Genomic DNA, 25,556 nt, shown 5'->3' with positions numbered 1-25,556 from the left:
GGCCCATTTATGGCCTTGTAACGCGGCAACCGCGCGACAAATTCGTCGGGAACGAATTTGACCAGCCAAAGGCTGGCCTCCGGTGAGAGACAGGATGTCTCTCATGTCATCCCCAGGAGCTTACACAAGTAAGTGACTGGGGTGAGTAAGGGCGGCCAACGCACAAGCAGCTCGAAGTATGACGGGTATCACGTACGGTATTTATTCATTCTGCTGCTAAGAATAACGAAATCACCACGAATTGAAATCTTAAGCTGTGCGATCGCACTATTCTATCCCGACATTTTTTCGCTATTCTCTGTTCATTCGCGATGCTGAATTAAGCCAGAAGTTATACTTATGTCATTGTTTATAAAGTCGGTTATTGGCGCGTTGATCGTATTGCTCATCAGCGTACTGGCGAAAAGCCGAAACTATTATATTGCCGGGCTGGTGCCGTTATTTCCCACGTTCGCGCTGATCGCACATTACATCGTTGGCACCGAACGCGGACTAGAAGCGCTGCGCGTCACCATCCTGTTTGGCATCTGGTCCGTTATTCCTTATCTGGTTTATCTCATTTCACTTTATTACTTTACCGCATGGATGAAATTGCCACAGGCACTGCTCGCAGCGGTCGTGTGTTGGAGTGTCTCAGCGGCATTGTTGGTCAAAATCTGGACGTGGTATCAGGGGAATTAGGTGTTGGCAGAAGGGACGGCTCCCTCTGCCATAGGCAAGTGAGATTAGGCGAAGGCAAAACCTTCATCTTCCCATCCCGTGATTCCCCCGATCATAATTTTTACCGGGCGACCGAGTTGTGCCAGCTTTAATGCCGCCTGATCTGCGCCATTACAGTGTGGTCCCGCGCAATAGACAACAAACCGCGTGTCATCAGGCCACTCGGCCATACGCTCAGGTGTAATTTCACGGTGTGGAAGGTGAATCGCCCCCGGTATATGACGCGCGGTAAAGTGATTCGTCGATCCCACCACATGCAATAACACAAAGTCCTGCTGAGTCTCAGAGAGCGATCCCGCCACATCCGCGCAGTCTGTTTCAACAGACAGACGACGTGAAAAATGGGATAGCGCGATATCAGAAGCAGCAAAGGGATAGTCAGTCACGTAACTCATCGATTTTTCTCACTGATTGGAATGAGGCTCGACTATAAAACGGATACACAAAGGCTGGCAGATGGCATTATTGCCATATATCGTCAATATCATGACAAGTTATTGAAGTGAGGAAATCGATGTTCAACCCGCTTGTTGTCGTACTTGCTTATGATGGCTTGTGTACATTCGAATTTGGTATCGCAGTTGAAGTCTTCGGCCTTCCTCGCCCCGAAATGGGAGAAGACTGGTATCAGTTTGCCGTTGCGGGTTTAGACAGTGGCGCGATGCGGGCAACCGGTGGCATCCATGTTGTTGCCGATGGTGGCCTTGAACTGTTAACACAGGCGGGGACGATTATCATTCCCGGCTGGAAAGGCAGCGATGTGCCCGTCCCCACACATCTGATCGATGCATTACGTCAGGCACATCAGCAAGGTACCAGGCTGCTCTCTATCTGTTCTGGCGTTTTTGTCCTCGCGGCAACTGGCCTGCTTTCCGGGCGACGTGCCACGACACATTGGCGCTACAGCGACACGTTGAAAATGCAATATCCTGATATCAACATCGAGCCAGACGTTCTTTATATTGATGAAGGAACGATTCTTACGTCAGCCGGGAGTGCCGCGGGTATCGATCTTGGGCTGCACCTCATCCGTCGGGATTACGGCAGCAAAGCGGCCAATCAAGTGGCTCGCCGATTGGTGGTCGCACCGCATCGTGATGGTGGGCAAGCGCAGTATATTGAAAAAGCAGTACCGGTAGACTATGAACGCTCACGCCTCGGACCGCTTATCGATCATGTCCGAGCCAACCTCGCGGAAGAGTATTCCGTTACGAAACTGGCAGCAATTTCTTGTATGAGTCCACGCACGTTCCTTCGCCGTTTCTCTGCCGCTACGGGTACGACGCCAGCACGCTGGTTACTGGCCGAACGGCTGAATACCGCACGCGATTTACTGGAAAACACGCGCTTATCGATCGAGAAAATCGCCGAAACGGTGGGGTTCGGTACCGCAGCCTCGTTACGCCACCATTTTCGCCAGCAGCTACATCTCACGCCCTCAACCTATCGGTTGCGCTTCGGGCAGAGAACCTTTGAAACCGCCGAGAATCTGGCAGCGAAGAGAGGATGAGATCATGAAAAAAACGACATACCCCGGCACCGTTTATCGCCCCATTCTCTCCGCACAGGAAGCAGAACGCTTCACGCTCCCGCACTATTTCACGCTGCGTGGGAACGATGGCCGGACGGAGGCTGATGTCTGGCTACCCGCACCGATTGAGGTCGATCCGGCAACGCCGTGGGTTGTCGGACCGCAGGTAGGGGTGGATGGTGCAACACATACCCATATTCAACAGGCGGTGAACGCCGCGCTGCGGGCGCAGCAGGATCGGGGGCGCATTGAGATTACATTGCTGCCGGGCACCTATACCGGCACGGTCTACATCCCTGCCGATGCGCCACCGCTCACGCTATGTGGGGTGGGAGAACAACCGGATGACGTAGTGATCCAACTCGCGCTTGATTCGATGTTTTCACCGGCAACCTACCGGGAAACCGTGAACTCACACGGCGAATACCAGCCCGGTGACCCTGCCTGGTACCTGTACGATCTCTGTGCGTCAAAGCAGAACGCGACGATTGATACCATTTGTGCCGCCGTGGTCTGGTCGCAAAGCGACAATTTCCAGATGAAGAATCTGACGGTAGTGAATACCTTGCTGGATTCAGTGGATGGTCGCGCGCATCAGGCCGTCGCGCTGCGCACCGACGGCGACAAGATACAGCTTGAACAGGTTCGCCTCATCGGTCGTCAGGATACGTTTTTCGTCAATACCAGCAACCTCCAGAATGAGTACGTCACGGACCGCTATAGCCGGGTCTACATTAAAGACAGCTACATTGAGGGCGATGTCGATTACGTTTTTGGACGCGCAACCGCGGTATTCGAGCGTGTCCACTTTCATACCGTTTCCAGCCGTGGGGCGAAAGATATTCACGTCTTCGCTCCTGATAGCATGCCGTGGGTGCAGTACGGCTTTCTGGCAGTGGCGTGTCGTTTTACGGGAGACGAAGGCTTCAGAGGAGAAAGAAGGGCCAAACTGGGGCGCGCCTGGGATCAGGGGGCAAGGCAGACGGGATATCAGCCGGGCAAGACGGCAAACGGCCAGTTAGTGATTCGCGACAGCACGATTGACGCCAGCTATGACAGAGAACAGCCCTGGGGAGCTGCGGCAACGACCGCACGGCCCTTTGCAGGTAACGCGGATTCAGCCCGCAATCTCGACGATGTGCATTTCAATCGGCTGTGGGAATACCACAATATCGACGAGGCGTGAGGTACAACGAAAGGGATAACAATATGAAAGGCGAGGGTTATTCGAGAAAGAGTCGCACTGATGGAATTAATTCACCTGAGCATCTGGCGGCCTGTAAGCAATACAGGCCATAGAAAAGTAAGAAGAGTTTTATTATATTACTGATAAATCTCGCTTAATTAGCATTCCCTGATGTTAGCCAGTCATCACGCTTATCCAGAGCGTTATTTATTTCTTTTACTTTACGCCCTTAGCATTGTCGTTCGATTGTATGTTTTTTCACTCCCCCATAACAATTAGACTTAGGTACAGGTGTAGGTATATACTTTTCCGTTACAAGGATGTTGATTCTTCAGACTGAGGTCATGAGATGTCGCCATTATTCTCCAGTAGCGAAATAATAAGCAGGGTAATCAAAGGCCATTTTAATGAAAACCTGGATCACTACGATGGCATCAAATTCTCATTTATGGTTTTGAATAAGAAAAATCCCTCTGAAATGATCATTATTTCCAGTTATCCCGATGAATGGGTTAACCTCTACAAAGAAAACAAATACCAGCATATTGATCCTGTTGTTCTTGCCTCATTTAATAAAATATCGCCTTTCTCTTGGGAGAAAAGTCTGGTTATTAACACGCGACTACAGCTTGCCAAGATATTCGATCTCTCTAAAAAATATAATATTATCAACGGATATACTTTTGTACTTCACGATCATGGCGACAATCTGGCTATGCTATCGATTATCGTGGACAGCTCATATCCAGATGATGTTGATACATTCATTGAAGAGAAAAAAGACACCTTTCAGATGCTATTAATTGATGCATATGAAAAAATCATCTCCCTTTGCAGAGAGATGATTGAAAGTAAAAAACAATTAAGTAATAAAGAAATATTCTCTCAGCGAGAAAATGAAATCCTTTACTGGGCCAGTATGGGTAAAACCTATCTGGAAGTTGCGATTATTCTCGGTATCAAAACCAGCACGGTAAAATTTCATATCGGCAACGTTGTGAAAAAACTTGGCGTCCTGAATGCCAAGCATGCCATCAGGCTCGGCGTCGAGTTACAGCTCATCAAGCCTGTGCAATAGCGGCAGGTACCCGTAGAGGCCACTGCTTCAATTCATTGCTCATAAATGTCCCGCTACGGTTAATACGACGAGCCAACGCTTCCTGATTCTCATCATCAACGGGAAGAAAAACCAAATAGACTCTTTCTTCCTTTTCTGACAAACCTTGTTCGACCACGCGAATTCCCCAGCCAGAGCGTTTTAATATCGTCAGCATAGGGTGACTCACTATCGTATATATTCCATCATAGCCTTTGTCCCTTGAATAATTAATCATCGAAAGAAACAACATCGAACTAATTGGGTATTCATTGCCGAGAATATCTTTCGCTCGTGATTTATCAACAAAGAACCGACTCGATTCCAGATAATTACCTTCAGGAATATTTATCTCCTTGAAGTAAGGAAAAAACGTCCCGGTAATCATGTTAGGGTATTTTGTTTCAATAAATCTCAAACTACAGATAACGGTGTTATCTTTGATGCCAAAAAGATAAGTCGTGTTATTATTATCATACTGATCAAATTCCATTCCATCAGTACATTGTACGGCCCAATTCAGTCGATCTTTAAACGTCTCTTTTCTGAGGGTAAATAGCTCTTCTGATTTCGTTTCTGACAACAAGGTGTGATTTACATCAAATATCTCTAACATTTTTCCTCCATTGAAAAGTTAATACATAACCTCAAAAAACGATACGCCATCCCACAGATCCTTCGCCTTCAGATTATTATCTTGGCTGATTATTTATAGATATTCTGTCCCTTTCCACGGCGGTTGTACAGATGCAACCTGCATTGTCAGCAAGAGTTCACACACAAAAAGACAACGCGAGAAAACCCAATATAAACATATGATAAACAGATAAAAAAAATCCGGAAGCGCGAGACGATTCCGGATTTTTATATTACTCAATCTGTGCGTTATTTCTCTGTTTTATCCTGCAGTTGCCCAACCTGCGGCAGACCCGTGCTGGCGGAGGAAGAGAGCAAGCCCGTTTCAGCATAGTTAAACAGTTTTTCACGCGTATCGGTGATATCCAGATTGCGCATGGTCAGCTGGCCAATACGGTCATCCGGCGAGAAGACCGAGTCGCCTTTCTCCATGGTCAAGCGCTCTGGCTTATAGGTCAGATTGTCAGACACGGTATTCATGATGGAGTAATCATTGCCACGGCGCAGCTCCAGCGTCACTTCGCCGGTGATGGCGCTGGCGATCCAACGCTGAGAAGAATCACGCAGCATCAGCGCCTGAGAATCAAACCAGCGTCCCTGATACAGGAAACGACCCAGCTGACGACCATTGGCGTGGTATTGCTCGATAGTGTCTTCGTTGTGGATACCGGTAACCAGACGCTCATAAGCAATGTGCAGCAGTGCCATTCCCGGCGCTTCATAAATGCCGCGGCTTTTCGCCTCAATGATACGGTTTTCAATCTGATCGCTCATGCCCAGACCGTGACGGCCACCGATGCGATTCGCTTCCAGCATCAGTTCAACGTCATCGGTAAAGGTCTTGCCGTTCAGCGCAACCGGGTGACCGCGTTCAAAACGGATGGTCACTTCTTCTGCTGGCACTTTGACGTTCTCGTCCCAGAACTTCACGCCCATAATCGGATTAACGATTTTGACGCTGGAATTCAGGAATTCCAGATCCTTCGCTTCATGCGTCGCACCCAGAATATTGGAATCGGTGGAATAGGCTTTCTCGGCCGACATTTTATAGCCGAACCCTGCCTGTGACATAAACTCGGACATCTCCTGACGGCCGCCCAGCTCGTCAATGAAATCGGTATCCAGCCACGGCTTGTAAATCTTCAGTTCAGCATTGGTCAGCAGGCCGTAACGATAGAAGCGCTCAATATCGTTGCCTTTATAGGTGCTGCCGTCGCCCCAGATGTTTACGCCGTCTTCTTTCATTGCGGCAACCAGCATCGTACCGGTAACCGCACGGCCCAGCGGCGTGGTATTGAAATAGGTTACGCCCGCTGTCGTGTTGTGGAATGCGCCACATTGAATCGCAGCGATACCTTCAGCGACTAATTGCTTACGGCAATCGATAAGGCGCGCATTTTCGGCGCCGTATTCCATCGCCCGACGTGGGATTTCCTCGTAGTCATCCTCGTCTGGCTGCCCCAGATTTGCGGTATACGCATAAGGAACCGCGCCTTTTTGACGCATCCAAAGCAGCGCAGCGCTGGTATCCAGACCACCCGAGAACGCAATACCAATACGCTGACCAACCGGAAGATGCTTGAGAATCGTTGTCATAAATGTAATCCCTGCTCGAAAGATCTCTGGATATAAGCTCAGTCGCCCACACCATTATGTTACGCCATACATTCGTGAGTGTTCGCACCCTGTGCACATCCTGCATCAAGCGGGCTGGCCGATGACCAACATCGACACACTCACAAATGCATATTTATGCAAAATAAGTGAGTGATAATTTAAACATCTTTTTGGCAGGACAGGAAGAGAAGAGTCATACTTTCATGCAAAAAAATTCGCGGCCAATTCACGACCAAGTTAGCAAGTATAGCGCTATCTTCTCTTCAGGCTAAGCAGCAAAAATCGTTTACGCGACCCACTCGACATTAATAAAACATCGTTTCATTTTGTCGATATTTCTTTGCTATCCTCTTGCGGTTAACACCTTCCCTTGCATATTGCTGGAGATGCTATGTCTAAGAAAGTCGCCGTTCTGCTGGCTCCTGGGTTTGAAGAAGCAGAAGCGATTATGGTGATTGATGTTCTGCACCGTATGAAGATAGAAGTCACCATGCTGTCATGCTATGACAGACTGGAGCTGCACAGTTATCATAATATTCGCATGTTTGCCGATGCTCTGCTGGAAAGAAATCAGGACACGCTGTTTGATGCCGTGGTCATTCCCGGCGGCCCACAGGGGACGGTCAATCTGGCAGCAAACCCGATGGTCGTCGAGTTTATCCGTCGCCACGATGACGCGGGAAAACTGATTTGCCCGCTGTGCTCCGCAGCCGCGCGCGTGCTGGGTGGTAACAACCTGCTGAAAGGCCGCCGCTACGTTTGCTCCGGGAATTTATGGCAGGACGTGACCGATGGCATTTATGTTGACGAGAAAGTCGTGGAAGACGGCAATCTGATCAGCGGCAAAGGTCTGGGCGTGACATTCGATTTTGCCTTTACCCTCGCCAACCGCCTGACCGGTGACAAAGAAAACGCCAACTTCCAGGTTGAGCACATCGATTACGATTACTGGCGCGTGCCAGCGTAACCGTTCACCAACCTAATGATAAGGCGCGCACCCTCGCGCCTTCCTGCCTTTCCCGTATCAATAACCTTAATAGCCTTCCCCATAACGCTCGCGGTACTCTTTCGGCGTGATGTCATACCCTTTCTTAAAGACGGCATAAAAATAGGGCAGTGAAGGATAGCCGCACATCAGCGAGATCTCGCTAATCGAGAGCGAGGTCGATATCAGCAAGTTACGCGCCCGATCCAGCTTTTCCTCATGAATCATGCCGTGAATGGTCTGGCCGACTTCGTCTTTGAAGCGTTTTTCCAAGTTCGAGCGGGAAATCCCTACCGCATCCAGCACCTGCTCAACCTTAATCCCTTTGCAGGCGTGATAGCGAATAAAGTGCATCGCCTGAATCACAGCAGGATCGTGCACGGAGCGATAATCCGTTGAGCGACGTTCAACCACCCGAACCGGCGGCACCAAAATACGTTGCAGCGGTACATTAACCTGATTCAACAGCAGCTGGTGCAGCAGTTTCGCTGCACGATATCCCATTTGGCGCGTACCCTGCGCCACCGACGAGAGCGCGACGCGTGAAAGGTAGCGAATCAGATCTTCGTTATCGATCCCGATGACGCACAGCTTTTCCGGTACGGCAATATTCAGGTGTTCGCAGACCTGCAACAGATGGCGTGCGCGGGAATCTGTCACCGCGATAATCCCCGTCTGAGGCGGTAATCCCTGCACCCAGTCAGCCAGCCGATTTTGCGCGTATTGCCAGTTATCTGGCGACGTTTCCATTCCCTGATACACCACGCCCTGATATTTTTCTGCCGCAACCAGCTGTCGGAAAGCGTGCTCCCGTTCCTGCGCCCACCCTTTCCCGCCTGATGCGGGCAAACCATAGAAAGCAAAGCGGTTCAGCCCTTTCTCTTTGAGGTGCATAAACGCGCTTTCCACCAGTGCATAATTATCTGTCGCGATATAATGCACGGGCGGATAATCCTCGGGCTGATGGTAAGAACCGCCCACCCCCACCAGCGGAACATTCACATCCTGGAGTAGCCGTTTAATCTCACCATCGTCAAAATCGGCAATCACGCCGTCGCCAAGCCATTCTTTGATGTTATCAATGCGGCAACGGAAATCCTCTTCAATGAAGATGTCCCAGTCGCACTGGGAAGCCTGTAAATATTCGCCAACCCCTTCAACCACCTGACGGTCATACACTTTGTTGGCGTTGAACAGCAGCGTGATGCGATAACGTTTTTCAAACATGGCAGTTGGCGCTCATTAATCGCAAGTTCCTTGAATAAAGTCTTCTTCCTTGAATAGCACAGCGCCCCCAGAGGCCACAATAATTTGCTGATTATTGCGAGCCGCCGCGTATTTCCTCCGCAGACCCTGCATCACGTCATACACGCCGCTTTGTTGCGGTATCCATCCACACCGCCAATAGCAGGATTCCGCCTTTTACGACGTATTGCCAGAACGTCGGCACATCGAGCATGCTCATCCCGTTATCCAGCGACGCCATGATAAATGCCCCCATCACCGCACCCGCTACGCTGCCAATCCCGCCAGCCAGACTGGTGCCACCAATCACGCAGGCGGCAATCGCATCCAGCTCGGCAATATTCCCGGCGGATGGCGAGCCTGCCCCCAAGCGTGAACTGAGAATCAGCCCGGCGACCGCGACCATCAGGCCGTTAATCGCGAATACCGCCATTTTGGTGCGCTCGACATTCACGCCCGATAGGCGAGCGGCATCGATATTCCCCCCCACGGCATAGATGCGGCGGCCAAATGCGGTTCGCGTCGCCAGAAAAATACCGCCCAGCATCAACAGCGTCAGCACCAGCACTGGCGTTGGCACACCGCGATAGTCATTCAGCAGATAAATCGCACCCAGCACCACCAGTGCCGTCACGGTCTGACGGCCAATATCACCTGCGGGTGGGTTTACCGGTAACCCTAATCGGGCGCGACTGCTGCGCCGACGCCACTGCCAGGCAATAAACACCATTAGTCCGATGGCACCGAACATAAAACCCATACCGGAAGGCAGATAGCTTTGCCCAATCTGCGACATCGCCTCGCTGGTCGGGGAAACCGTGGTCCCGTTAGTGATGCCGATCAGAATGCCGCGAAAAGCCAGCATCCCCGCCAGCGTCACGATAAACGAAGGGACTTTCCGGTAGGCGACCCACCAGCCATTCCACGCGCCCAGCAATAATCCCAGCGCGAGCGTCACAACGATGGTCAACGGCAGGGGCCAGCCAAACCAGACATCAAAAATAGCCGCCGCACCGCCCAATAACCCCATCATCGACCCGACCGACAGATCGATCTCAGCGGAGATAATGACAAACACCATGCCGACCGCCAGAATGCCAGTGATCGCCGTTTGCCTCAGCAGGTTAGAAAGATTACGCGCGCTGAGATACGCCCCGTCGGTCATGTAGGTGAAAAAAAGCATGATGGCGATGATGGCGGCAATCATCACGTAGACCTGAAGATTGATGCCTTTCAACCGTTGCAGCATCGAGGCAGAGCCCGCGACATGTTGTTGTTCAGACTGCGATGTTTTCAGCACGATGTTCACTCCTCAATGCAGCTTCCATAACCTGTTCCTGGGTTAAATCACGATTGATCAAATCCGCTTTGATCTGCCCCTGATGCATCACCAATACCCGATCGCTCAACCCCAGCACTTCGGGCAATTCAGAAGAAATGACAATGACGGCAATGTGCTGCTTTACCAGCGCATTAATCAGCTTATAGATTTCGTATTTGGCACCGATATCGATGCCGCGCGTGGGTTCATCGAGAATCAGAATGCGGGGATTCAACAGCAGGCATTTCGCCAGCACCGCTTTTTGCTGGTTACCGCCGCTTAACCGGGCAATCGCCAGTTCTGGGCTGGACGTTTTCACCTTCAGGTTCGCCAGCGACTGCCGGATGATGTCCTGCTCACGGGCATCATCCAGCATGGAAAACGCCCCCGAGAATTGGTCGAGTGCCGCCAGCGTCATGTTCTGCGCCACGCTCATCACCGGGACGATGCCGTCCTTCTTACGATCCTCCGGCACCATCGCAATGCCCTGTGCCATAGCCTGTTGGCAATTGCTGATGGTCACTGGCTTACCATCAATAAAGATGTCGCCCTGCCAATGGCCGTGATAGGAACCAAACAGGCACTGCACCGTCTCCGTACGCCCCGACCCAACCAGCCCGGCAATGCCGAGAATTTCGCCTCGGTGTAGAGCAAACGAGACATCATCCACCCTGCGAATATGGCGATTGACGGGATGCCAGGCGGTCAGGTGTTCTACGCGTAACACTTCTTCACCAATGACATGCGGTTCATTGGGATAAAGCTCCGTCAGCTCTCGCCCCACCATCATGGCAATGATCTGGTCCTCGCTCAGCTCGGCCGCCGGACGCGTGCCAATCGGCTTCCCGTCGCGAATCACGCAAATCACATCGGAAATGGCTTTAACTTCGTTGAGCTTGTGCGAGATATAGATGCAGGCGATACCGTGATCGCGCAGATCCTGAATGATCTCAAGCAGGATAGCGGTTTCCCGCTCGGTCAGTGAGGCCGTTGGCTCATCCAGCACCAGCAGACGCACCTGCTTGTTCAGCGCTTTGGCGATTTCCACCAGTTGCTGCTGACCTAATCCAAGTTCCCCCACTTTGGTATTCGGGTCGACGGCCAGCTTGACCTGCTCCAGCATGCGCTGGCAGCGTAGATACATATTGTCGTAATCCATCACACCAAAACGCGTCCACTCGTTGCCCAAAAAGAGGTTCTCCAGCACCGTCATCTCTTTCACCAGCGCCAGTTCCTGATGAATGATCGCGATGCCTTTTTGCTCCGTATCGCGAATATGGTTGGCGCGTAACTCGTCACCCGAGAACACGATCTGTCCGTCATAGCTGCCATGAGGGTAAATGCCACACAGCACCTTCATTAAGGTGGATTTGCCAGAGCCATTCTCGCCACACAGCGACAAGACCTGACCTGCCTCCAGCATCAGGCTAACGTTATCTACGGCTTTCACCGTGCCAAACGCCTTGGTGATGTTTTTCATTTCCAACAGATGCGGCATCGTGGCCCCCGTGATTCAGGTGTCTCAGACCTCGTCAGCGACAGTGGCGAGCCACAACGGCATATCGTGGCTCGGTAAATTTCCTACATCCTGAAATCTATTGGCTGCGACGTGCGTTAATACACATCCGCTTTTTTGTGGAAGCCATCGGCAATGACGGTGGAATCGATATTGGATTTATCGACGGGAATCGGAGTCAGTAAGAAGGAAGGTATATCTTTCAAGCCATTGTTTAATTTAGCGTTAGATTCCGGAGCTTTATCAGAGCCGAGCGCCACGGCGATATCTGCGGCATCTTTCGCCAGCTTGCTGATCGGTTTGTAGACGGTCATCGTTTGCGTGCCTGCTACAATCCGTTTGATAGCCGCCAGATCGGCATCCTGACCGGAAATCGCGACTTTCCCTGCTAATCCCTGTGCGGCCAGCGCCTGAATCGCCCCGCCCGCCGTGGCATCGTTCGACGCCACAACAGCATCGATCTTATTACTGTTTGCCGTTAGCGCATTTTCCATAATTTTCAGCGCGTTCTCTGGTAGCCAGGCATCAACCCACTGATCGCCGACCACTTTTATTTTCCCACTCTCGATCAACGGCGTGAGCACTTTCATTTGCCCCTGACGAAACAGCTTCGCATTATTATCGACCGGTGAGCCACCCATTAAGAAATAATTCCCGCCAGGCACCTTATCGACGAGATATTTCGCCTGTAGTTCTCCAACCTTTTCATTATCAAATGAAATATAAAAATCCACGTCCGCATTATTAATCATGCGATCGTAAGCAAGCACTTTTATTCCCTCACGTTTTGCTTCCGCAATAACATTACCAAGTACCTGACCGTTATAAGGAATAATCACTAATACATCGACACCGCGATTGATCATGTTTTCTATTTGAGAAATTTGCGTCGCTTCATTGCCGTTTGCTGATTGAACAAAAACATCAGCACCCTGCTTTTTGGCTTGCTCAACAAAAAGATCGCGATCTTTCTGCCAGCGTTCAAGACGCAAGTCATCAATCGCCATGCCTATTTTAACGTCCTTCGCGAATCCGGGCTGACAAGCTAAAGTGAATACGGCACAAGCTGAGAGTAAAAAATGGTTAACTTTCATCATAGCGTACCTTTTTTATTTAAGATGCAGGGCGATACCCTAAATAATTCGAGTTACAGGAAGGCGGCAAGAGAGGGAATCCCGATGAGCTTACACAAGTAAGTGATTCGGGTGACTGAACGCTGCCAACGCACATGTAACTTGAAGTATGACGGGTAAGACTCCAATAGCCAGATGAGTATTGTCGCTAAACATCCCCCCATCAATTACAGATTTTTATCCTCCAATTATGTTTTTTGGTTTAATTTCCATTTTTTGATACGGGTCATATTTTATTGTCGAGTCACATTTTCATTTTGTTACCTATTGCGAAGCGTATTCAGAGTAAAACGCCGTTATTTTTGCGACACAGCGCACATTTAATAATTCTCTGAATTTCAGTGTGAAATAACGTAATTGAGGAAACACTCATCCACTCCGAAAATTAATCACATTCCCGTCTCTTCCGTCTGGGTGGTTTCTAAGGAGTTAACGATGCAAGCCTATTTTGAACAGATCGAAAAAGTCCGTTATGAAGGTAGCCAAAGCAACAACCCCTTTGCCTTTCGTCACTACAATCCCGATCAGGAAATACTCGGTAAACGTATGGCGGACCATTTGCGTTTTGCCGTCGCGTATTGGCACACGTTCTGCTGGAACGGCGCGGATATGTTTGGCGTCGGCTCCTTTGCCCGCCCGTGGCAGCAGTCAGGCGATGCACTGGAGTTGGCAAAGCGCAAAGCGGATATTGCATTCGAATTCTTTCAAAAGCTCAGCGTGCCTTACTACTGCTTTCATGATGTCGATGTCGCGCCAGAAGGGAATTCACTGAAAGAGTATCTGCATAACTTTGCGGTCATTACCGATGTGCTGGCGGAAAAGCAGCAGGATAGCGGCGTGCAGCTACTGTGGGGCACCGCGAACTGCTTTACCCATCCCCGTTATGGCGCAGGCGCGGCCACCAGTCCTGACCCAGACGTCTTTGCCTGGGCAGCCACGCAGGTGTTCACGGCCATGAACGCGACCCAAAAACTGGGTGGCGAAAACTATGTGCTGTGGGGCGGGCGTGAGGGATATGAAACCCTGCTCAATACCGACCTGCGTCAGGAGCGTGAACAAATCGGCCGCTTCATGCAGATGGTTGTCGAGCATAAACACAAAATCGGTTTTCAGGGCACGCTGCTCATTGAACCGAAGCCGCAGGAACCGACCAAACATCAATACGATTATGATGTCGCCACCGTTTATGGCTTCCTGAAACAGTTTGGGCTGGAAAAAGAGATTAAAGTCAACGTGGAAGCCAATCACGCTACGCTGGCAGGCCATTCCTTCCATCATGAAATCGCCACCGCTGTCGCGCTGGGCATTTTCGGATCTGTCGATGCAAACCGCGGCGATCCGCAGCTCGGCTGGGACACCGATCAGTTCCCTAACAGCGTGGAAGAGAACGCGTTGATCATGTACGAAATTCTCAAAGCGGGCGGCTTCACAACGGGCGGCCTGAACTTTGATGCCAAAGTCCGCCGCCAGAGCACCGATCGCTATGACCTTTTCCATGCGCATATCGGCGCGATGGATACGATGGCACTGGCGCTCAAGGCCGCCGCCAGAATGATTGAAGATGATAAGCTCAATCAGCTAGTCGCTAAACGCTATGCGGGCTGGAACGGAGAACTGGGTCAGCAAATCCTGCAAGGTAACGCCTCGCTGGAATCGCTTGCCCGCTATGCGGAAAGCCATCAACTGGCACCACAGCACCAGAGTGGCCAGCAGGAATTGCTGGAAAATCTGGTTAACCGCCACCTATTTGGCTAAAACGATACGCTCACTACGTCACACCTACTGCGATAGACTAAACCCTGTCGCAGAGGCTTATCAGGAGCCACTATGTATATCGGTATTGATCTGGGTACTTCGGGTGTTAAAGCCATCCTGCTGGATGAAGCTGGCGAGGTGGTTGCCAGCCATAGCGCTGCGCTGAGCATTTCTCGTCCGCACCCGCTCTGGTCGGAACAGGCGCCTGAAGACTGGTGGCAGGCAACCGAGAAGGCGCTACAGGCGTTGGCAGCCACGCACAATCTTCGCGCAGTGAAAGCACTGGGGCTGACCGGGCAAATGCACGGCGCCACGTTGCTGGATGCTCGCCAGAACGTGCTGCGACCCGCGATTCTCTGGAATGACGGACGCAGCGCGGCTCAATGCCGAATGCTGGAGCAACAGGTGCCTACATCGCGTCAGATTACCGGCAACCTGATGATGCCGGGCTTTACCGCGCCCAAGCTGAAATGGGTGCAGGAAAACGAAAGCGATATCTTCCGCCAAATCGACAAGGTCCTGTTGCCGAAAGACTATCTCCGCTGGCGTCTGACGGGAGAATTTGCCAGCGATATGTCCGATGCGGCGGGAACGCTTTGGCTGGACGTCGCCAAACGAGACTGGAGCGACACTTTGCTGGAAGCCTGTGCGCTGAGCCGCAAGCACATGCCCACGCTGTATGAAGGCAGTCAAATTACCAGTTATCTGCGACCTGACATCGCCAGCCGCTGGGGTATGGACCCCGTCCCCGTCATTGCTGGCGGTGGAGATAACGCAGCAGGCGCGATTGGCGTCGGGCTGTATCAAACGGGTCAGGCGATGCTGTCTCTCGGCACATCCGGCGTTTACTTCGCCGTCAGTGGCGGTTTTCTCAGCAATCCGCAACATGCCGTCCACAGCTTCTGCCACGCGCTGCCGAATACCTGGCACCTGATGTCTGTGATGTTAAGCGCCGCGTCCTGCCTCGACTGGGTCGCCCGCCTGACGCACGCGGAGAGCGTACCCGCGCTGTTGCAGGAAATTGCTTCGACGCCAGCCAACGACACGATAACGTCAGTGTGGTTCTTGCCCTATCTTTCCGGCGAGCGCACGCCGCACAATAATCCCGATGCCAAAGGTGCATTCTGGGGGCTCACCCATCAGCACGGCCGTGCTGAACTGGCAAAAGCGGTACTGGAAGGTGTGGGCTTTGCACTTGCCGACGGCATGGACGCGCTGCATATGACAGGGCTCAAGCCCGATAGTATTACGCTGATTGGCGGTGGTGCACGTAGCGCCTACTGGCGGCAAATGCTGGCAGATATCAGTGGTCAAACGCTGGAATACCGCACGGGAGGAGATGTCGGCCCTGCGCTCGGTGCTGCCCGTCTGGCGCAAATCGCCATGCATCCGCATACGCCACTGGCAGAGCTCCTACCGCCGCTGCCGCTGGAACAGGTTCATCAACCGGCCCCCCAGCGTCACGCCGACTATGCCGAGCGGAGGCGTACATTTAAGGCTCTCTACCAACAGCTTAAGCCGTTGATGTAAAAATTAATCCGTAGTCAGCTCACCCAGCGACGCACATCGATTTTCTGTAGCGCCATCGAAAGCAGCAGGCTGGCCCCCAGCGCGATGGCGAAAACAGAGAAGATGTCGAGAACCGGATGAGTGGGCAGCATCACGTCATGCGTACGCAGATAGTGAATGATCAACGCGTGGAAACCGTAAATCGCCAGCGAATGGCGCGAAATGGTGGCAAAGCCCGGTAAAATCCGCTGGCTACCGTAATGCTTAAACACCACCAGAAGGCTGACCGCAGCCAGAAACACCAGCGGGCCACAGTAGATGTAAAATGTCTGGGTGAACGTATCGTTCAATAATGTGTGGTGCTTCGTTCCCATCGCAATCAACGCGACACACGCAATGAAAAAGGGGATAGCGGCTAGCACGACTTTCTTTGGTACGTCCAGCATGCCCAGCGCGCGCCCCAGCGCGGCATACAGCACATAGTAAAACGTATCGCCGTAAATATAGAGATTCACGGGCAGTAATTTAAACCCTTCAAATTCCACCCGCCCCGTATTGGGATTGGCGACAACGGCCAGCAAGATAATCAAGACGGCTACATATTTTCCCGATACCGGCTTGATGGTAATAAGTGGAGAAAGCAGATAAATCACGATAATGGCGTAGAAAAACCATAGGTGATAAAAGATCGGTTTTTGCAGCGCATGATGTAATGAATTCAGGCCATTAATTGGCGTGAGCGTCGCAATATAGATCAGCGCGACCGTACTGTAGAAAAGCAGGCATAAGCCGATACGCAGGAAATGTTTCTTTCCCGCACTGCGCTCACCAAAGAATAGGTAACCCGAGATCATGAAAAACAGCGGAACGCAGACGCGCGAGGCAGAGTTCAGGATATTTGCTACATCCCAGTGCCCGTCGCCCGGCGTGCCACCCGCGGTAATATAGTACGTTGTGCTATGAATCAGAACGACCATCATGCAGGCCAGCGCCCGCAGGTTATCAATCCAGCCGATCTTATCCGTCATGCACAACCTCTTGAAAGCAAAGCGCTATTCAAAACAGCGTAGCCGTTGTTAAGCGCTGACACAATCGATTATTAACAACCAGCAACTATCCACAACCCGCGGTCAACAATCGGGCAAATCTGAGTGATAAGGACGGATTCATACGGGAAACCTGCATCATTTTACGCGCTCACCCCGGTGGCAAGCGCGCAGAGCCTAAAGGAAGTATGGTGCTAGAACAGCCCCATCGGCTTATCAGAGTAGCTCACCAATAGGCACTTGGTTTGCTGATAGTGTTCCAGCATCATTTTATGGTTTTCACGCCCAATGCCAGACTGCTTGTAGCCCCCAAACGCCGCATGCGCCGGATAGGCGTGATAACAGTTGGTCCAGACGCGTCCAGCCTGAATACCGCGCCCCATCCGGTAAGCGATGTTACCGTTACGGCTCCACACGCCAGCTCCCAGGCCGTATTCCGTATCGTTGGCAATCTCCAGTGCGTCATCCATCGTTTTGAAGGTCGTCACCGCCAGCACTGGACCGAAAATCTCCTCCTGGAAGACGCGCATACTGTTTTTACCAAACAATATCGTCGGCTCCAGATAGTAGCCTTCCGCCAGCCCACTCGGCATCGCCTTGCGCTGACCGCCCGTGAGCACGCGTGCGCCCTCTTTCTTACCGATATCAATGTAGTTAAGGATGGTGTCGAGCTGGCCTGCGGACACCTGCGCGCCCATCATGGTTTTGCTATCCAGCGGGTTGCCAATGCGGATCGCCTCAACGCGCTTGATTGCCCGTTCCATAAAGCGATCGTAGATAGATTCCTGCACCAGCGCGCGGCTCGGACAGGTACAGACCTCCCCCTGATTGAAGGCAAACAGCGTGAAACCTTCGAGCACCTTGTCAAAGAAGCTGTCTTCCTTATCCATCACATCGGCAAAGAAGATGTTCGGTGATTTGCCACCCAGCTCCAGCGTTACCGGCGTCACGTTCTGCGCCGCATAGCTCATGATCTGCTGACCCACCTCGGTCGAGCCGGTGAATGCCACTTTTGCAACGCGTTTCGACGTTGCCAGATATTCACCAATTTCGCTGCCCGACCCATTAACAACATTGATGACGCCTGGCGGCAGCAGATCCTGAATCAGTTCCATCAAAATCAATACTGACATCGGCGTCAGTTTGGCGGGTTTCAGTACAATACAGTTACCAGCGGCCAGCGCCGGTGCCATCTTCCAACAGGCCATCAGCAGCGGGAAATTCCAGGGAATAATTTGCCCGACAACGCCGAGAGGCTCATGAAAATGATAGGCCACAGTATCGCCGTCAATTTCGCTAATCCCTCCTTCTTGCGCGCGGATACAGGCCGCGAAATAGCGGAAATGGTCAATCGCCAGCGGCACATCCGCCCCGCTGGTTTCGCGTATCGGTTTACCGTTATCCCAGGTTTCCACTTGCGCCAGCAGCTCAAGATTCTGCTCCATCCGGTCAGCGATTCGGTTAAGCACTAACGCACGCTCCTGCACCGACAGACCACCCCATTCCGCTTTTGCCTTGTGAGCAGCATCCAGCGCGTGGTCAATGTCTCGCGTTGACGAACTGGCCACTTCACACAGCGGTTGGCCCGTTACTGGCGTCAAATTGACAAAATACTGACCAGCGTCAGGTGGTACCCAAGCTCCGCCGATAAAATTGTCATAGCGTTTTTTCAGATTGAGAGCGCCGTATTCGCCAGACGCGGATCGGCCTTCGAGATTATCGTGCGCCATTTCAGTCTCCTTTTCATTTCCGGGTGAGCGGCCATGCCGCAGTGAAAAAAGAGGCAAACAGTAAGCAGTTAAATTAAGCCTATACGGGGTATGGGGTTAGCGACAGGATTCGGCCAGAGAAGAAGGCAACTCTTCGAGTTGACGCACAGTTTCTTGCGAGAAAAAGTCGCATCCCTTCAGGCGCGGTGAAATAATACTTTTAATTTCCAGGGTTACTAACATGCAGGTATTTCAGGTGGAAGGGGTTCATTTACCAGCGGATGCCGCCCTTGAAGGCGCAACGCAACATTCAGTCTATCATCCCGATTCGCTGCAACAGTCACAGTCTGACTGGCTAGCGGAAGAGGTACCCGTCGCGTTGGTTTATAACGGCATATCGCATGTCGTCATGATGGCCTCACCGAAGGAACTGGAACAGTTCGCTCTCGGGTTTTCCTTGTCTGAAGGCATTATTCAATCACCGGCTGATATCTACGGCATTGATGTACAGGCCGCCTGTAACGGCATCGAAGTACAGATTGAGCTTTCGAGCCGACGCTTCGCTGGGCTAAAAGAACGCCGCCGGGCGATGGATGGTCGCACAGGCTGCGGCGTATGTGGCGTAGAGCAGCTCGCGGAAATCGGCAAACCGCTCGCACCGCTGCCCTTCACACAGACATTTTCCCTTAGCAAACTTGAAAACGCGCTGGTGCGGCTGCGCGATGTGCAGAAGATCGGTCAAGTGACGGGTTGCACTCACGCCGCAAGCTGGGTCGCGCCAGACGGCACGCTGTCTGGAGGGAGTGAAGACGTCGGCCGCCATGTTGCACTGGATAAACTGCTGGGCACCCGAGCGAAACAAGGGTGGCAACAAGGTGCTGCTCTGGTTTCCAGCCGGGCCAGCTATGAGATGGTCCAAAAATCCGCCATGTGCGGCGTGGAAATCCTGTTTGCTGTCTCAGCGGCCACCTCGCTAGCTGTGGAGGTCGCACAGCGCTGCAACCTGACGCTGGTCGGTTTTTGTCGGCCGGGACATGCGACTATCTACACGCATCCACAGCGTTTGAGCGCGTAAGAGACACCACCAGAGTCGCGGCGTTTTGCAGGCGACGGGCATAGATTAATTTGTTTTTACATAGTGCAATAACGACATAAGCGTTTGTTATCATGAAGTAAAGCAATCTGATTCATGCTACCCATTCGAGAATAATCATTTTCAATATCATTTAATTAACTATAATGAAGGTATTGCTTACGCGGTACTAACAACACAGTGCCGTAACATTTTTTTTACCATGGAGATGCTAAACATGAGTTATTCACTGCCATCGCTGCCTTATGCTTATGACGCACTGGAACCGCATTTCGACAAAGAAACGATGGAAATTCACCATTCCAAACACCATCAGGCTTACGTCAATAATGCTAACGCCGCGCTGGAATCTCTGCCTGAACTGGCTAAATTGTCTGCTGAAGAGCTGATCGCTCAACTGGATAAAGTTCCTGCGGAGAAAAGAACTGCACTGCGTAACAACGCTGGCGGCCACGTTAACCACAGCCTGTTCTGGAAAGGCCTGAAAGTAGGCACGACGCTGACTGGCGATCTGAAAGCCGCCATCGAGCGTGATTTCGGCAGCGTTGATGCGTTTAAAGAGAAATTTGAGCAAGCAGCAGCAACCCGCTTTGGTTCTGGCTGGGCGTGGCTGGTTCTGAAAGACGACGGCAAACTGGCCGTAGTGTCTACTGCAAACCAAGACAGCCCGCTGATGGGTGAAGCCGTTTCTGGCGCATCTGGCTACCCAATCGTCGGTCTGGACGTATGGGAACACGCTTACTACCTGAAATATCAGAACCTTCGTCCAGCTTATGCTAAAGCATTCTGGAACGTACTGAACTGGGACGAAGCCGCCGCGCGTTTCGCTAGCGCGAAAAAATAAAACCGCTGAGTGCCTGATACCATCAGGCCTCTTCCGCGTTTGAATATAAACTGGAATAACAGCCTGTTATTCCAGTTTTTTATTATCCCCACCTTACCTCGTAACCGTATGTCCGCTGGCTATCTTCGCTCACTGCCGCATAAAGTTTCAGAGTAAAGTGCCGATATCTACTGCGGGTTTTTATCATGTTGTTTTGCAGGGATAAGCTTGGTAAGCGGTAATCCGAGATGCTAACACCGCTAAGCAAGTGTGCATCAGGATAGTGAATTCGACTCAATACGATATAGTGGTGGGATGTGATGGCTATGAATTTTGATAATCTAAAAGTCGGTAAAAAATTAGGATTAGGCTTTTTCCTGATTCTGCTGATGACCATGGTGATTGCCGGTGCGGGCATTATGCATATTGGCTCGCTGAAAGACAGTATTGATAAAGTGAATTTAAGCAACAATATCAATGATGAAATTAACCAGGCTAAATATTACCGCGCATTATACGGCACCACCTATAATCCTGATGATATAAAAAAGAACGTTGAACACATTGCCAACGTCAGTAAACTCGCTGAAAAAGCAAAAGAATTTAACTGGCCGGAAAGCGACGCCAAGAAAATAGCCAGTATCCCAACATTAATTACCAGCTATCAGGAAAAACAAAATAATTATATTAATGCAGTAGGCAAAAAGGATGCGGTCAGAAAAAGCTGGAATATTTCAACAACAGAAAAACCGCTAGAACAGCTCAACGATCAATTAAAAACAGACAACAACAGCGCTAACCTTCAATTATTACTTTCTGACCTGAACCAAAAACTGATTGCCGTCCGCTACCACGTTCGTGGGTTATTACTGTCTACCAATAAAGAATCCGAAGAAAAGCTGACGGATGCCATCAACGCAGCACAAACATCGTTGACCTTCCTGTATCAGAGCCTGTCTGCCGAACAGCGTGAAACACTGACGCCCGTTCTAACAATAATGAACAACTATGAAGAGCAGGTTCTGGCCTATATGCCGGCCTATGAAGAGGAAATGGCGCAAGCGGGGCAAATGCAGGTTGTCGCCGGACAGTTAAACGACGTAGTTAAATCCCTGCTCAGCGATCAGCTGGCCGCTTCACAGGAAGATATTCGCAGTGCCACGCTGCAAATGAGCATCGCCGCGCTGATTACGCTGCTGCTTGGTCTGCTGATTTCCTGGTTCATTTCACGTCAGATCACCACACCACTTGGCAACACATTGAACATGGCTGAGAAAATCGCGACAGGCGATCTCACCATGTCCATCAACACAACGCGTAAGGATGAGCTGGGTCAGTTGATGAGTGCGATGTCGAAAATGAATGACAACCTGCACAATATGATCGATGACATTCGCGTCGGCGTCAGCCAGATTTCTAACGCATCCAGCGAGATCGTCGCGGGCAACACGGACCTGTCGTCACGTACCGAGCAGCAGGCCGCTGCCGTTGAGCAAACCGCCGCCAGCATGGAACAGCTCACCGCGACGGTTAAGCAAAACGCAGATAACGCACACCACGCGAACAAGCTGGCAATCAGCGCATCTCAAACCGCAAAACAAGGCGGTGAGCAGGTGAATAACGTGGTGCAAACCATGACGGCGATTGAGAGCAGTTCTAAGCGTATCGCGGAAATCACGTCCGTCATCAACAGCATCGCCTTCCAGACCAACATTCTGGCATTGAACGCCGCGGTGGAAGCTGCCCGCGCCGGTGAACAAGGCCGTGGATTTGCCGTGGTCGCCAGCGAAGTTCGTAGCCTTGCCCAGCGCAGCTCTCAGGCCGCGAAGGAAATCGAAGGACTGATCTCTGAATCGGTTACTCAGGTATCACGCGGGGCGACGCTGGTTGGCAATGCCGGTAAGACGATGAATGATATCGTCACCTCTATCACGCAGGTGCATGACATCATGGGTGAAATTGCCACCGCATCGGATGAGCAAAGCCGGGGAATTAGCCAGGTTAGCCAGGCGATTGTTGAGATGGACAGCACCACGCAGCAGAACGCCGCACTGGTGGAACAATCCTCTGCCGCTGCCGACTCGCTGGAAGAACAGGCGAGACTGCTGAAGCAGGCGGTGTCCGTCTTCCGTCTGGCAAACGCACAGCATGATGACACCCCAGCGGGTATCGCGTTTGCCGACCAAACGCATCGTCTGCACGCACCACGCTAATATCAATACCGCAACGTACCAAAAACGACAAAGCCCCTGTTAAACAGGGGCTTCATCAACGAATCTATCACCAGCATCGGTCTGCGCAGAGAAGAAACCTCAGAACGGTTTCGGCGCAAAACCTGTCATCTCTTTTAAATCCATCTCGCGCCCCAGAGCCGTCATCGGGTGCACCACCACCAAACCGCGAACGCTTTTCTTCAACGTCCCCATATCAGCTTGCTCTTTTTTAGTAATCGCACGTTTGAAAGGCAGGTTCGCCAGTTTCTGCGCTTCTTTGCTGAGCTTCTGTTCTCTCACGTTACGCAGGCGCTCGATTTCAGCCGTTAGCTTCTCGCAGGCCTCCAGATTGAGGGTGATTGCTTCAGCATCACCTTGTTCCAGCAGCGTGGTCTGCTTACGCGTCAGCTTATCCAATTGGTCGCTAAGGCGTTTGATCTCTGCTTTTTCCTGCTCTTTCATAAAAGATAACCTATATAACGGGAGAATAATGCGGGGCACAGCATACACTATACGCTAAATAATTCGAGTTGCGTGAAAGCGGGAACCGCCTGACATGACGCAGTGGCGTAATAAAGCGGAATGGGATTAAAACGCCTTTTTCAGACTGATTTGCGCAATCAATGTGGTCAGGGATAGCACCAGCGTGGAACGCACCATCTGCTGATAACGCTGCCGCTGCATACTCACCAGAAGCGGATCGGCGGCGTCTGCCCCCGGCGGCAAAGCGGGTTCTGTAGGCAACGCCGCCACGCAGTGCAGCTCGCCGATCGGCCCCAGAATTTCATCATCGGTAAAACGGTAATGCCGATCGTCATGTGCCAGCTCTTCGCCCAGCGCCATTAACAGTTCCGCATCTTCGTACTCTTTACGGCTGATCATTCCCAGCCCATAAATCAGTTTCAGGCGCACGGAAAGATCGCCCAGCGGGCCCGTTCCCGTCATCAGGGGTTCAACGGCATATTTCACTGCGTAGTCGTCTTTACGGAAAACCTGCAACATCAGGATACTGACCGCTTCCGCCAACAACTCAACGGCGCAGAGCATAAAGTCGCGCACGGTCTTCCCTGAGTTCAGCGCTTCCAGAACCCGGTTTTCAAACGCCTGTGTTTCTTCCATCGTCACTTCTCGACCCTTTAACCCCGCCCACAGCCTACCCCATCTCGGCAGCATGCTTACCGGCAGGTGTGGCGACATCCTATCCCCGACGTCGCCCGTATACCTTACACCGTGTCGAAAAGACCACACCTGCCTGATGACGAGAGACGCCGATTACTGCATGGCGTTATACACATTCACTGCTTGCGCGACAACCTCGCTGTCAGCACCCAGACCAGAAATCTGCACCAGCGCCGCCTGCGGCCCCTGAGTGCGGATTAACTCAGCCAGTTCCAGCGCCTGCGGATCCTGTTCACTGCGATAATGCATCGCGGCGGCAATACCGGTAATCAGGTTGTCATGCGGCAACTGGTATTCCAGCGTGCCGAGCAGCGGCTTGATCAAACGGTCGCCTGCGCTCAGCTTGCGCAGCGGCTGACGGCCAACGCGCTCTACATCATCGTGTAGATGCGGGTTTTCAAAGCGGCTGAGAATCTTGTTGATGTAGGCGGCGTGCTTCTCCGCATCAAAACCGTAGCGCTTGATGAGTACTGCACCGCTCTCTTCCATTGCGCCTTTGACCACGGCTCTGACTTTCGGATCGAGAATCGCATCACGAATCGTTTGATGGCGCGCCTGCTGGCCGAGGTAGGCCGTAATCGCGTGACCGGTGTTCAGCGTGAAGAGCTTACGCTCAACAAACGCCATCAGATTGTCGGTCAGTTCCATACCGGGAATCGCTGGCGGCTCACCGCAGAACTGGGTTTTATCGACAATCCATTCGCTGAAGGTTTCTACCGTCACCGCCAGCACATCGTCGCTACCAGCTTCGGAAGGGGGAACAATGCGATCCACGGCGGAATCCACGAATCCCACATGCTCGACAACCCATTCCTGATGGCCTTCCGGCAGCAGTTTCAACACATGCTGTTTTAACTGGCTGGTGCCGCGCACCATATTTTCACAGGCAATAATGTTCAACGGCCGGGTATTGCCGTCGTTATGACGCTTAACCAGCCCCTGAGCGATAGTTCCGGCGATTTTTTCCAGAATCTGCGGCCCCACAGCGGTCGTCACCAGATCGGCCACGGCAATGAGCGCGACGGCATCCTGGCTGCCGCTGTGAACGGCACTCACGTTGCTGACGGTATCAACCTGCGTGTTATCACCGACAATCCGCACCGTATAGCTTGTACGGCTGTTCAGAGCATCCAACAGCGGCTGATTGACGTCAGCGAATGTCAGTTCGACGTTGGCATCGGCCAACAATTTCCCAATAAACCCACGGCCAATATTACCCGCGCCAAAGTGTAATGCTTTCATG

The 25,556-nt window shown here is 51.8% G+C and carries 22 protein-coding genes; 10 read left to right on the top strand and 12 right to left on the bottom strand.

Annotated elements, in window-relative coordinates; translation table 11 throughout:
* Nucleotides 1-339: 339 nt before the first annotated feature.
* The gene (locus BUB06_RS17295) at nucleotides 340-681 is read left to right on the top strand and encodes a GlpM family protein (protein WP_010300624.1); all 342 of its coding nucleotides are present in this window, start codon (nucleotides 340-342) and stop codon (nucleotides 679-681) included.
* Nucleotides 682-725: 44 nt separating this feature from the next.
* On the opposite strand, the gene BUB06_RS17290 is transcribed toward BUB06_RS17295, so the two are convergent.
* Entirely contained in the window at nucleotides 726-1,115 is a 390-nt protein-coding gene (locus tag BUB06_RS17290; RefSeq protein WP_039474519.1) for a rhodanese-like domain-containing protein, read from the bottom strand.
* 119 nt (nucleotides 1,116-1,234) lie between these two features.
* On the opposite strand from BUB06_RS17290, the gene ftrA reads away from it, so the two are divergent.
* The 3 genes from ftrA (at nucleotide 1,235) to BUB06_RS17275 (ending at nucleotide 4,515) form a co-directional block, all read left to right on the top strand.
* Entirely contained in the window at nucleotides 1,235-2,230 is a 996-nt protein-coding gene (gene ftrA / locus BUB06_RS17285; protein ID WP_039474515.1) for a transcriptional regulator FtrA, read from the top strand.
* Between the two features lie 4 nt (nucleotides 2,231-2,234).
* The gene (gene pemB / locus BUB06_RS17280) at nucleotides 2,235-3,437 is read left to right on the top strand and encodes a pectinesterase PemB (RefSeq protein WP_039474512.1); all 1,203 of its coding nucleotides are present in this window, start codon (nucleotides 2,235-2,237) and stop codon (nucleotides 3,435-3,437) included.
* 349 nt (nucleotides 3,438-3,786) lie between these two features.
* Nucleotides 3,787-4,515 carry a helix-turn-helix transcriptional regulator gene (locus tag BUB06_RS17275; protein WP_039474510.1) on the top strand — a complete coding sequence of 243 codons (729 nt, stop codon included), beginning with the start codon at nucleotides 3,787-3,789 and terminating at the stop codon, nucleotides 4,513-4,515.
* Here the strand turns inward: BUB06_RS17275 and carI are convergent.
* Nucleotides 4,499-5,149, bottom strand: a complete 651-nt coding sequence (carI, locus tag BUB06_RS17270; protein ID WP_010300609.1) for an acyl-homoserine-lactone synthase CarI — start codon at nucleotides 5,147-5,149, stop codon at nucleotides 4,499-4,501. The two genes, BUB06_RS17275 and carI, sit on opposite strands and share 17 nt — an antisense overlap.
* A gap of 269 nt (nucleotides 5,150-5,418) precedes the next feature.
* Nucleotides 5,419-6,765 (bottom strand): argininosuccinate synthase, encoded by a 1,347-nt coding sequence (argG, locus tag BUB06_RS17265; protein ID WP_005968056.1) that lies wholly within the window; start codon nucleotides 6,763-6,765, stop codon nucleotides 5,419-5,421.
* A 412-nt stretch (nucleotides 6,766-7,177) separates the two neighbouring features.
* On the opposite strand from argG, the gene BUB06_RS17260 reads away from it, so the two are divergent.
* The gene (locus BUB06_RS17260) at nucleotides 7,178-7,753 is read left to right on the top strand and encodes a DJ-1/PfpI family protein (protein ID WP_010300597.1); all 576 of its coding nucleotides are present in this window, start codon (nucleotides 7,178-7,180) and stop codon (nucleotides 7,751-7,753) included.
* 66 nt (nucleotides 7,754-7,819) lie between these two features.
* Here the strand turns inward: BUB06_RS17260 and xylR are convergent, their stop codons facing one another.
* The 4 genes from xylR to xylF all read right to left on the bottom strand — a co-directional run bounded on the left by xylR (nucleotide 7,820) and on the right by xylF (nucleotide 12,947).
* Complete coding sequence (gene xylR, locus BUB06_RS17255) at nucleotides 7,820-8,998, bottom strand: D-xylose utilization transcriptional activator XylR (RefSeq protein ID WP_039474506.1); 1,179 nt, start codon at nucleotides 8,996-8,998, stop codon at nucleotides 7,820-7,822.
* Between the two features lie 136 nt (nucleotides 8,999-9,134).
* Nucleotides 9,135-10,265: a xylose ABC transporter permease XylH gene (xylH, locus tag BUB06_RS17250; protein ID WP_236689846.1), complete on the bottom strand. Its 1,131-nt coding sequence runs from the start codon at nucleotides 10,263-10,265 to the stop codon at nucleotides 9,135-9,137.
* A gap of 28 nt (nucleotides 10,266-10,293) precedes the next feature.
* A complete protein-coding gene (locus BUB06_RS17245) occupies nucleotides 10,294-11,835 on the bottom strand; it encodes a xylose ABC transporter ATP-binding protein (RefSeq protein ID WP_039474501.1) in 1,542 nt (513 codons plus the stop codon).
* 116 nt (nucleotides 11,836-11,951) lie between these two features.
* Nucleotides 11,952-12,947, bottom strand: coding sequence for a D-xylose ABC transporter substrate-binding protein (gene xylF / locus BUB06_RS17240; RefSeq protein ID WP_010284189.1), 996 nt, complete (start codon nucleotides 12,945-12,947; stop codon nucleotides 11,952-11,954).
* Between the two features lie 474 nt (nucleotides 12,948-13,421).
* Between xylF and xylA the strand changes: the two genes are divergently transcribed.
* Together xylA and xylB are read left to right on the top strand one after the other, a co-directional pair.
* On the top strand, nucleotides 13,422-14,741 hold the full coding sequence (xylA, locus tag BUB06_RS17235; RefSeq protein WP_039474499.1) for a xylose isomerase: 1,320 nt from the start codon (nucleotides 13,422-13,424) through the stop codon (nucleotides 14,739-14,741).
* Between the two features lie 72 nt (nucleotides 14,742-14,813).
* A complete protein-coding gene (xylB, locus tag BUB06_RS17230; RefSeq protein WP_039474493.1) occupies nucleotides 14,814-16,271 on the top strand; it encodes a xylulokinase in 1,458 nt (485 codons plus the stop codon).
* 14 nt (nucleotides 16,272-16,285) lie between these two features.
* Here the strand turns inward: xylB and BUB06_RS17225 are convergent, their stop codons facing one another.
* Nucleotides 16,286-17,278, bottom strand: a complete 993-nt coding sequence (locus tag BUB06_RS17225) for an acyltransferase (RefSeq protein ID WP_010296592.1) — start codon at nucleotides 17,276-17,278, stop codon at nucleotides 16,286-16,288.
* Between the two features lie 212 nt (nucleotides 17,279-17,490).
* On the bottom strand, nucleotides 17,491-19,026 hold the full coding sequence (exaC, locus tag BUB06_RS17220; protein WP_010296591.1) for an acetaldehyde dehydrogenase ExaC: 1,536 nt from the start codon (nucleotides 19,024-19,026) through the stop codon (nucleotides 17,491-17,493).
* Nucleotides 19,027-19,246: 220 nt separating this feature from the next.
* Between exaC and fdhD the strand changes: the two genes are divergently transcribed.
* The 3 genes from fdhD to BUB06_RS17205 all read left to right on the top strand — a co-directional run bounded on the left by fdhD (nucleotide 19,247) and on the right by BUB06_RS17205 (nucleotide 23,134).
* Nucleotides 19,247-20,080, top strand: coding sequence for a formate dehydrogenase accessory sulfurtransferase FdhD (fdhD, locus tag BUB06_RS17215; RefSeq protein WP_039474491.1), 834 nt, complete (start codon nucleotides 19,247-19,249; stop codon nucleotides 20,078-20,080).
* A 235-nt stretch (nucleotides 20,081-20,315) separates the two neighbouring features.
* Complete coding sequence (gene sodA, locus BUB06_RS17210) at nucleotides 20,316-20,942, top strand: superoxide dismutase [Mn] (protein WP_010284182.1); 627 nt, start codon at nucleotides 20,316-20,318, stop codon at nucleotides 20,940-20,942.
* A gap of 299 nt (nucleotides 20,943-21,241) precedes the next feature.
* A complete protein-coding gene (locus tag BUB06_RS17205) occupies nucleotides 21,242-23,134 on the top strand; it encodes a methyl-accepting chemotaxis protein (RefSeq protein WP_039474489.1) in 1,893 nt (630 codons plus the stop codon).
* 99 nt (nucleotides 23,135-23,233) lie between these two features.
* On the opposite strand, the gene BUB06_RS17200 is transcribed toward BUB06_RS17205, so the two are convergent.
* From BUB06_RS17200 to BUB06_RS17190, 3 genes are all read right to left on the bottom strand, one after another.
* The gene (locus tag BUB06_RS17200; protein ID WP_010296588.1) at nucleotides 23,234-23,596 is read right to left on the bottom strand and encodes a YibL family ribosome-associated protein; all 363 of its coding nucleotides are present in this window, start codon (nucleotides 23,594-23,596) and stop codon (nucleotides 23,234-23,236) included.
* Nucleotides 23,597-23,722: 126 nt separating this feature from the next.
* Nucleotides 23,723-24,307 (bottom strand): MltR family transcriptional regulator, encoded by a 585-nt coding sequence (locus tag BUB06_RS17195; RefSeq protein WP_164498048.1) that lies wholly within the window; start codon nucleotides 24,305-24,307, stop codon nucleotides 23,723-23,725.
* A gap of 99 nt (nucleotides 24,308-24,406) precedes the next feature.
* On the bottom strand, nucleotides 24,407-25,555 hold the full coding sequence (locus BUB06_RS17190) for a mannitol-1-phosphate 5-dehydrogenase (RefSeq protein WP_039474482.1): 1,149 nt from the start codon (nucleotides 25,553-25,555) through the stop codon (nucleotides 24,407-24,409).
* Nucleotide 25,556: the final 1 nt, after the last annotated feature.

The organism is Pectobacterium carotovorum (assembly GCF_900129615.1).
Classification (GTDB): Bacteria; Pseudomonadota; Gammaproteobacteria; order Enterobacterales; family Enterobacteriaceae; genus Pectobacterium; species Pectobacterium carotovorum.
This window is presented reverse-complemented; position numbering and strand designations above follow the sequence as displayed.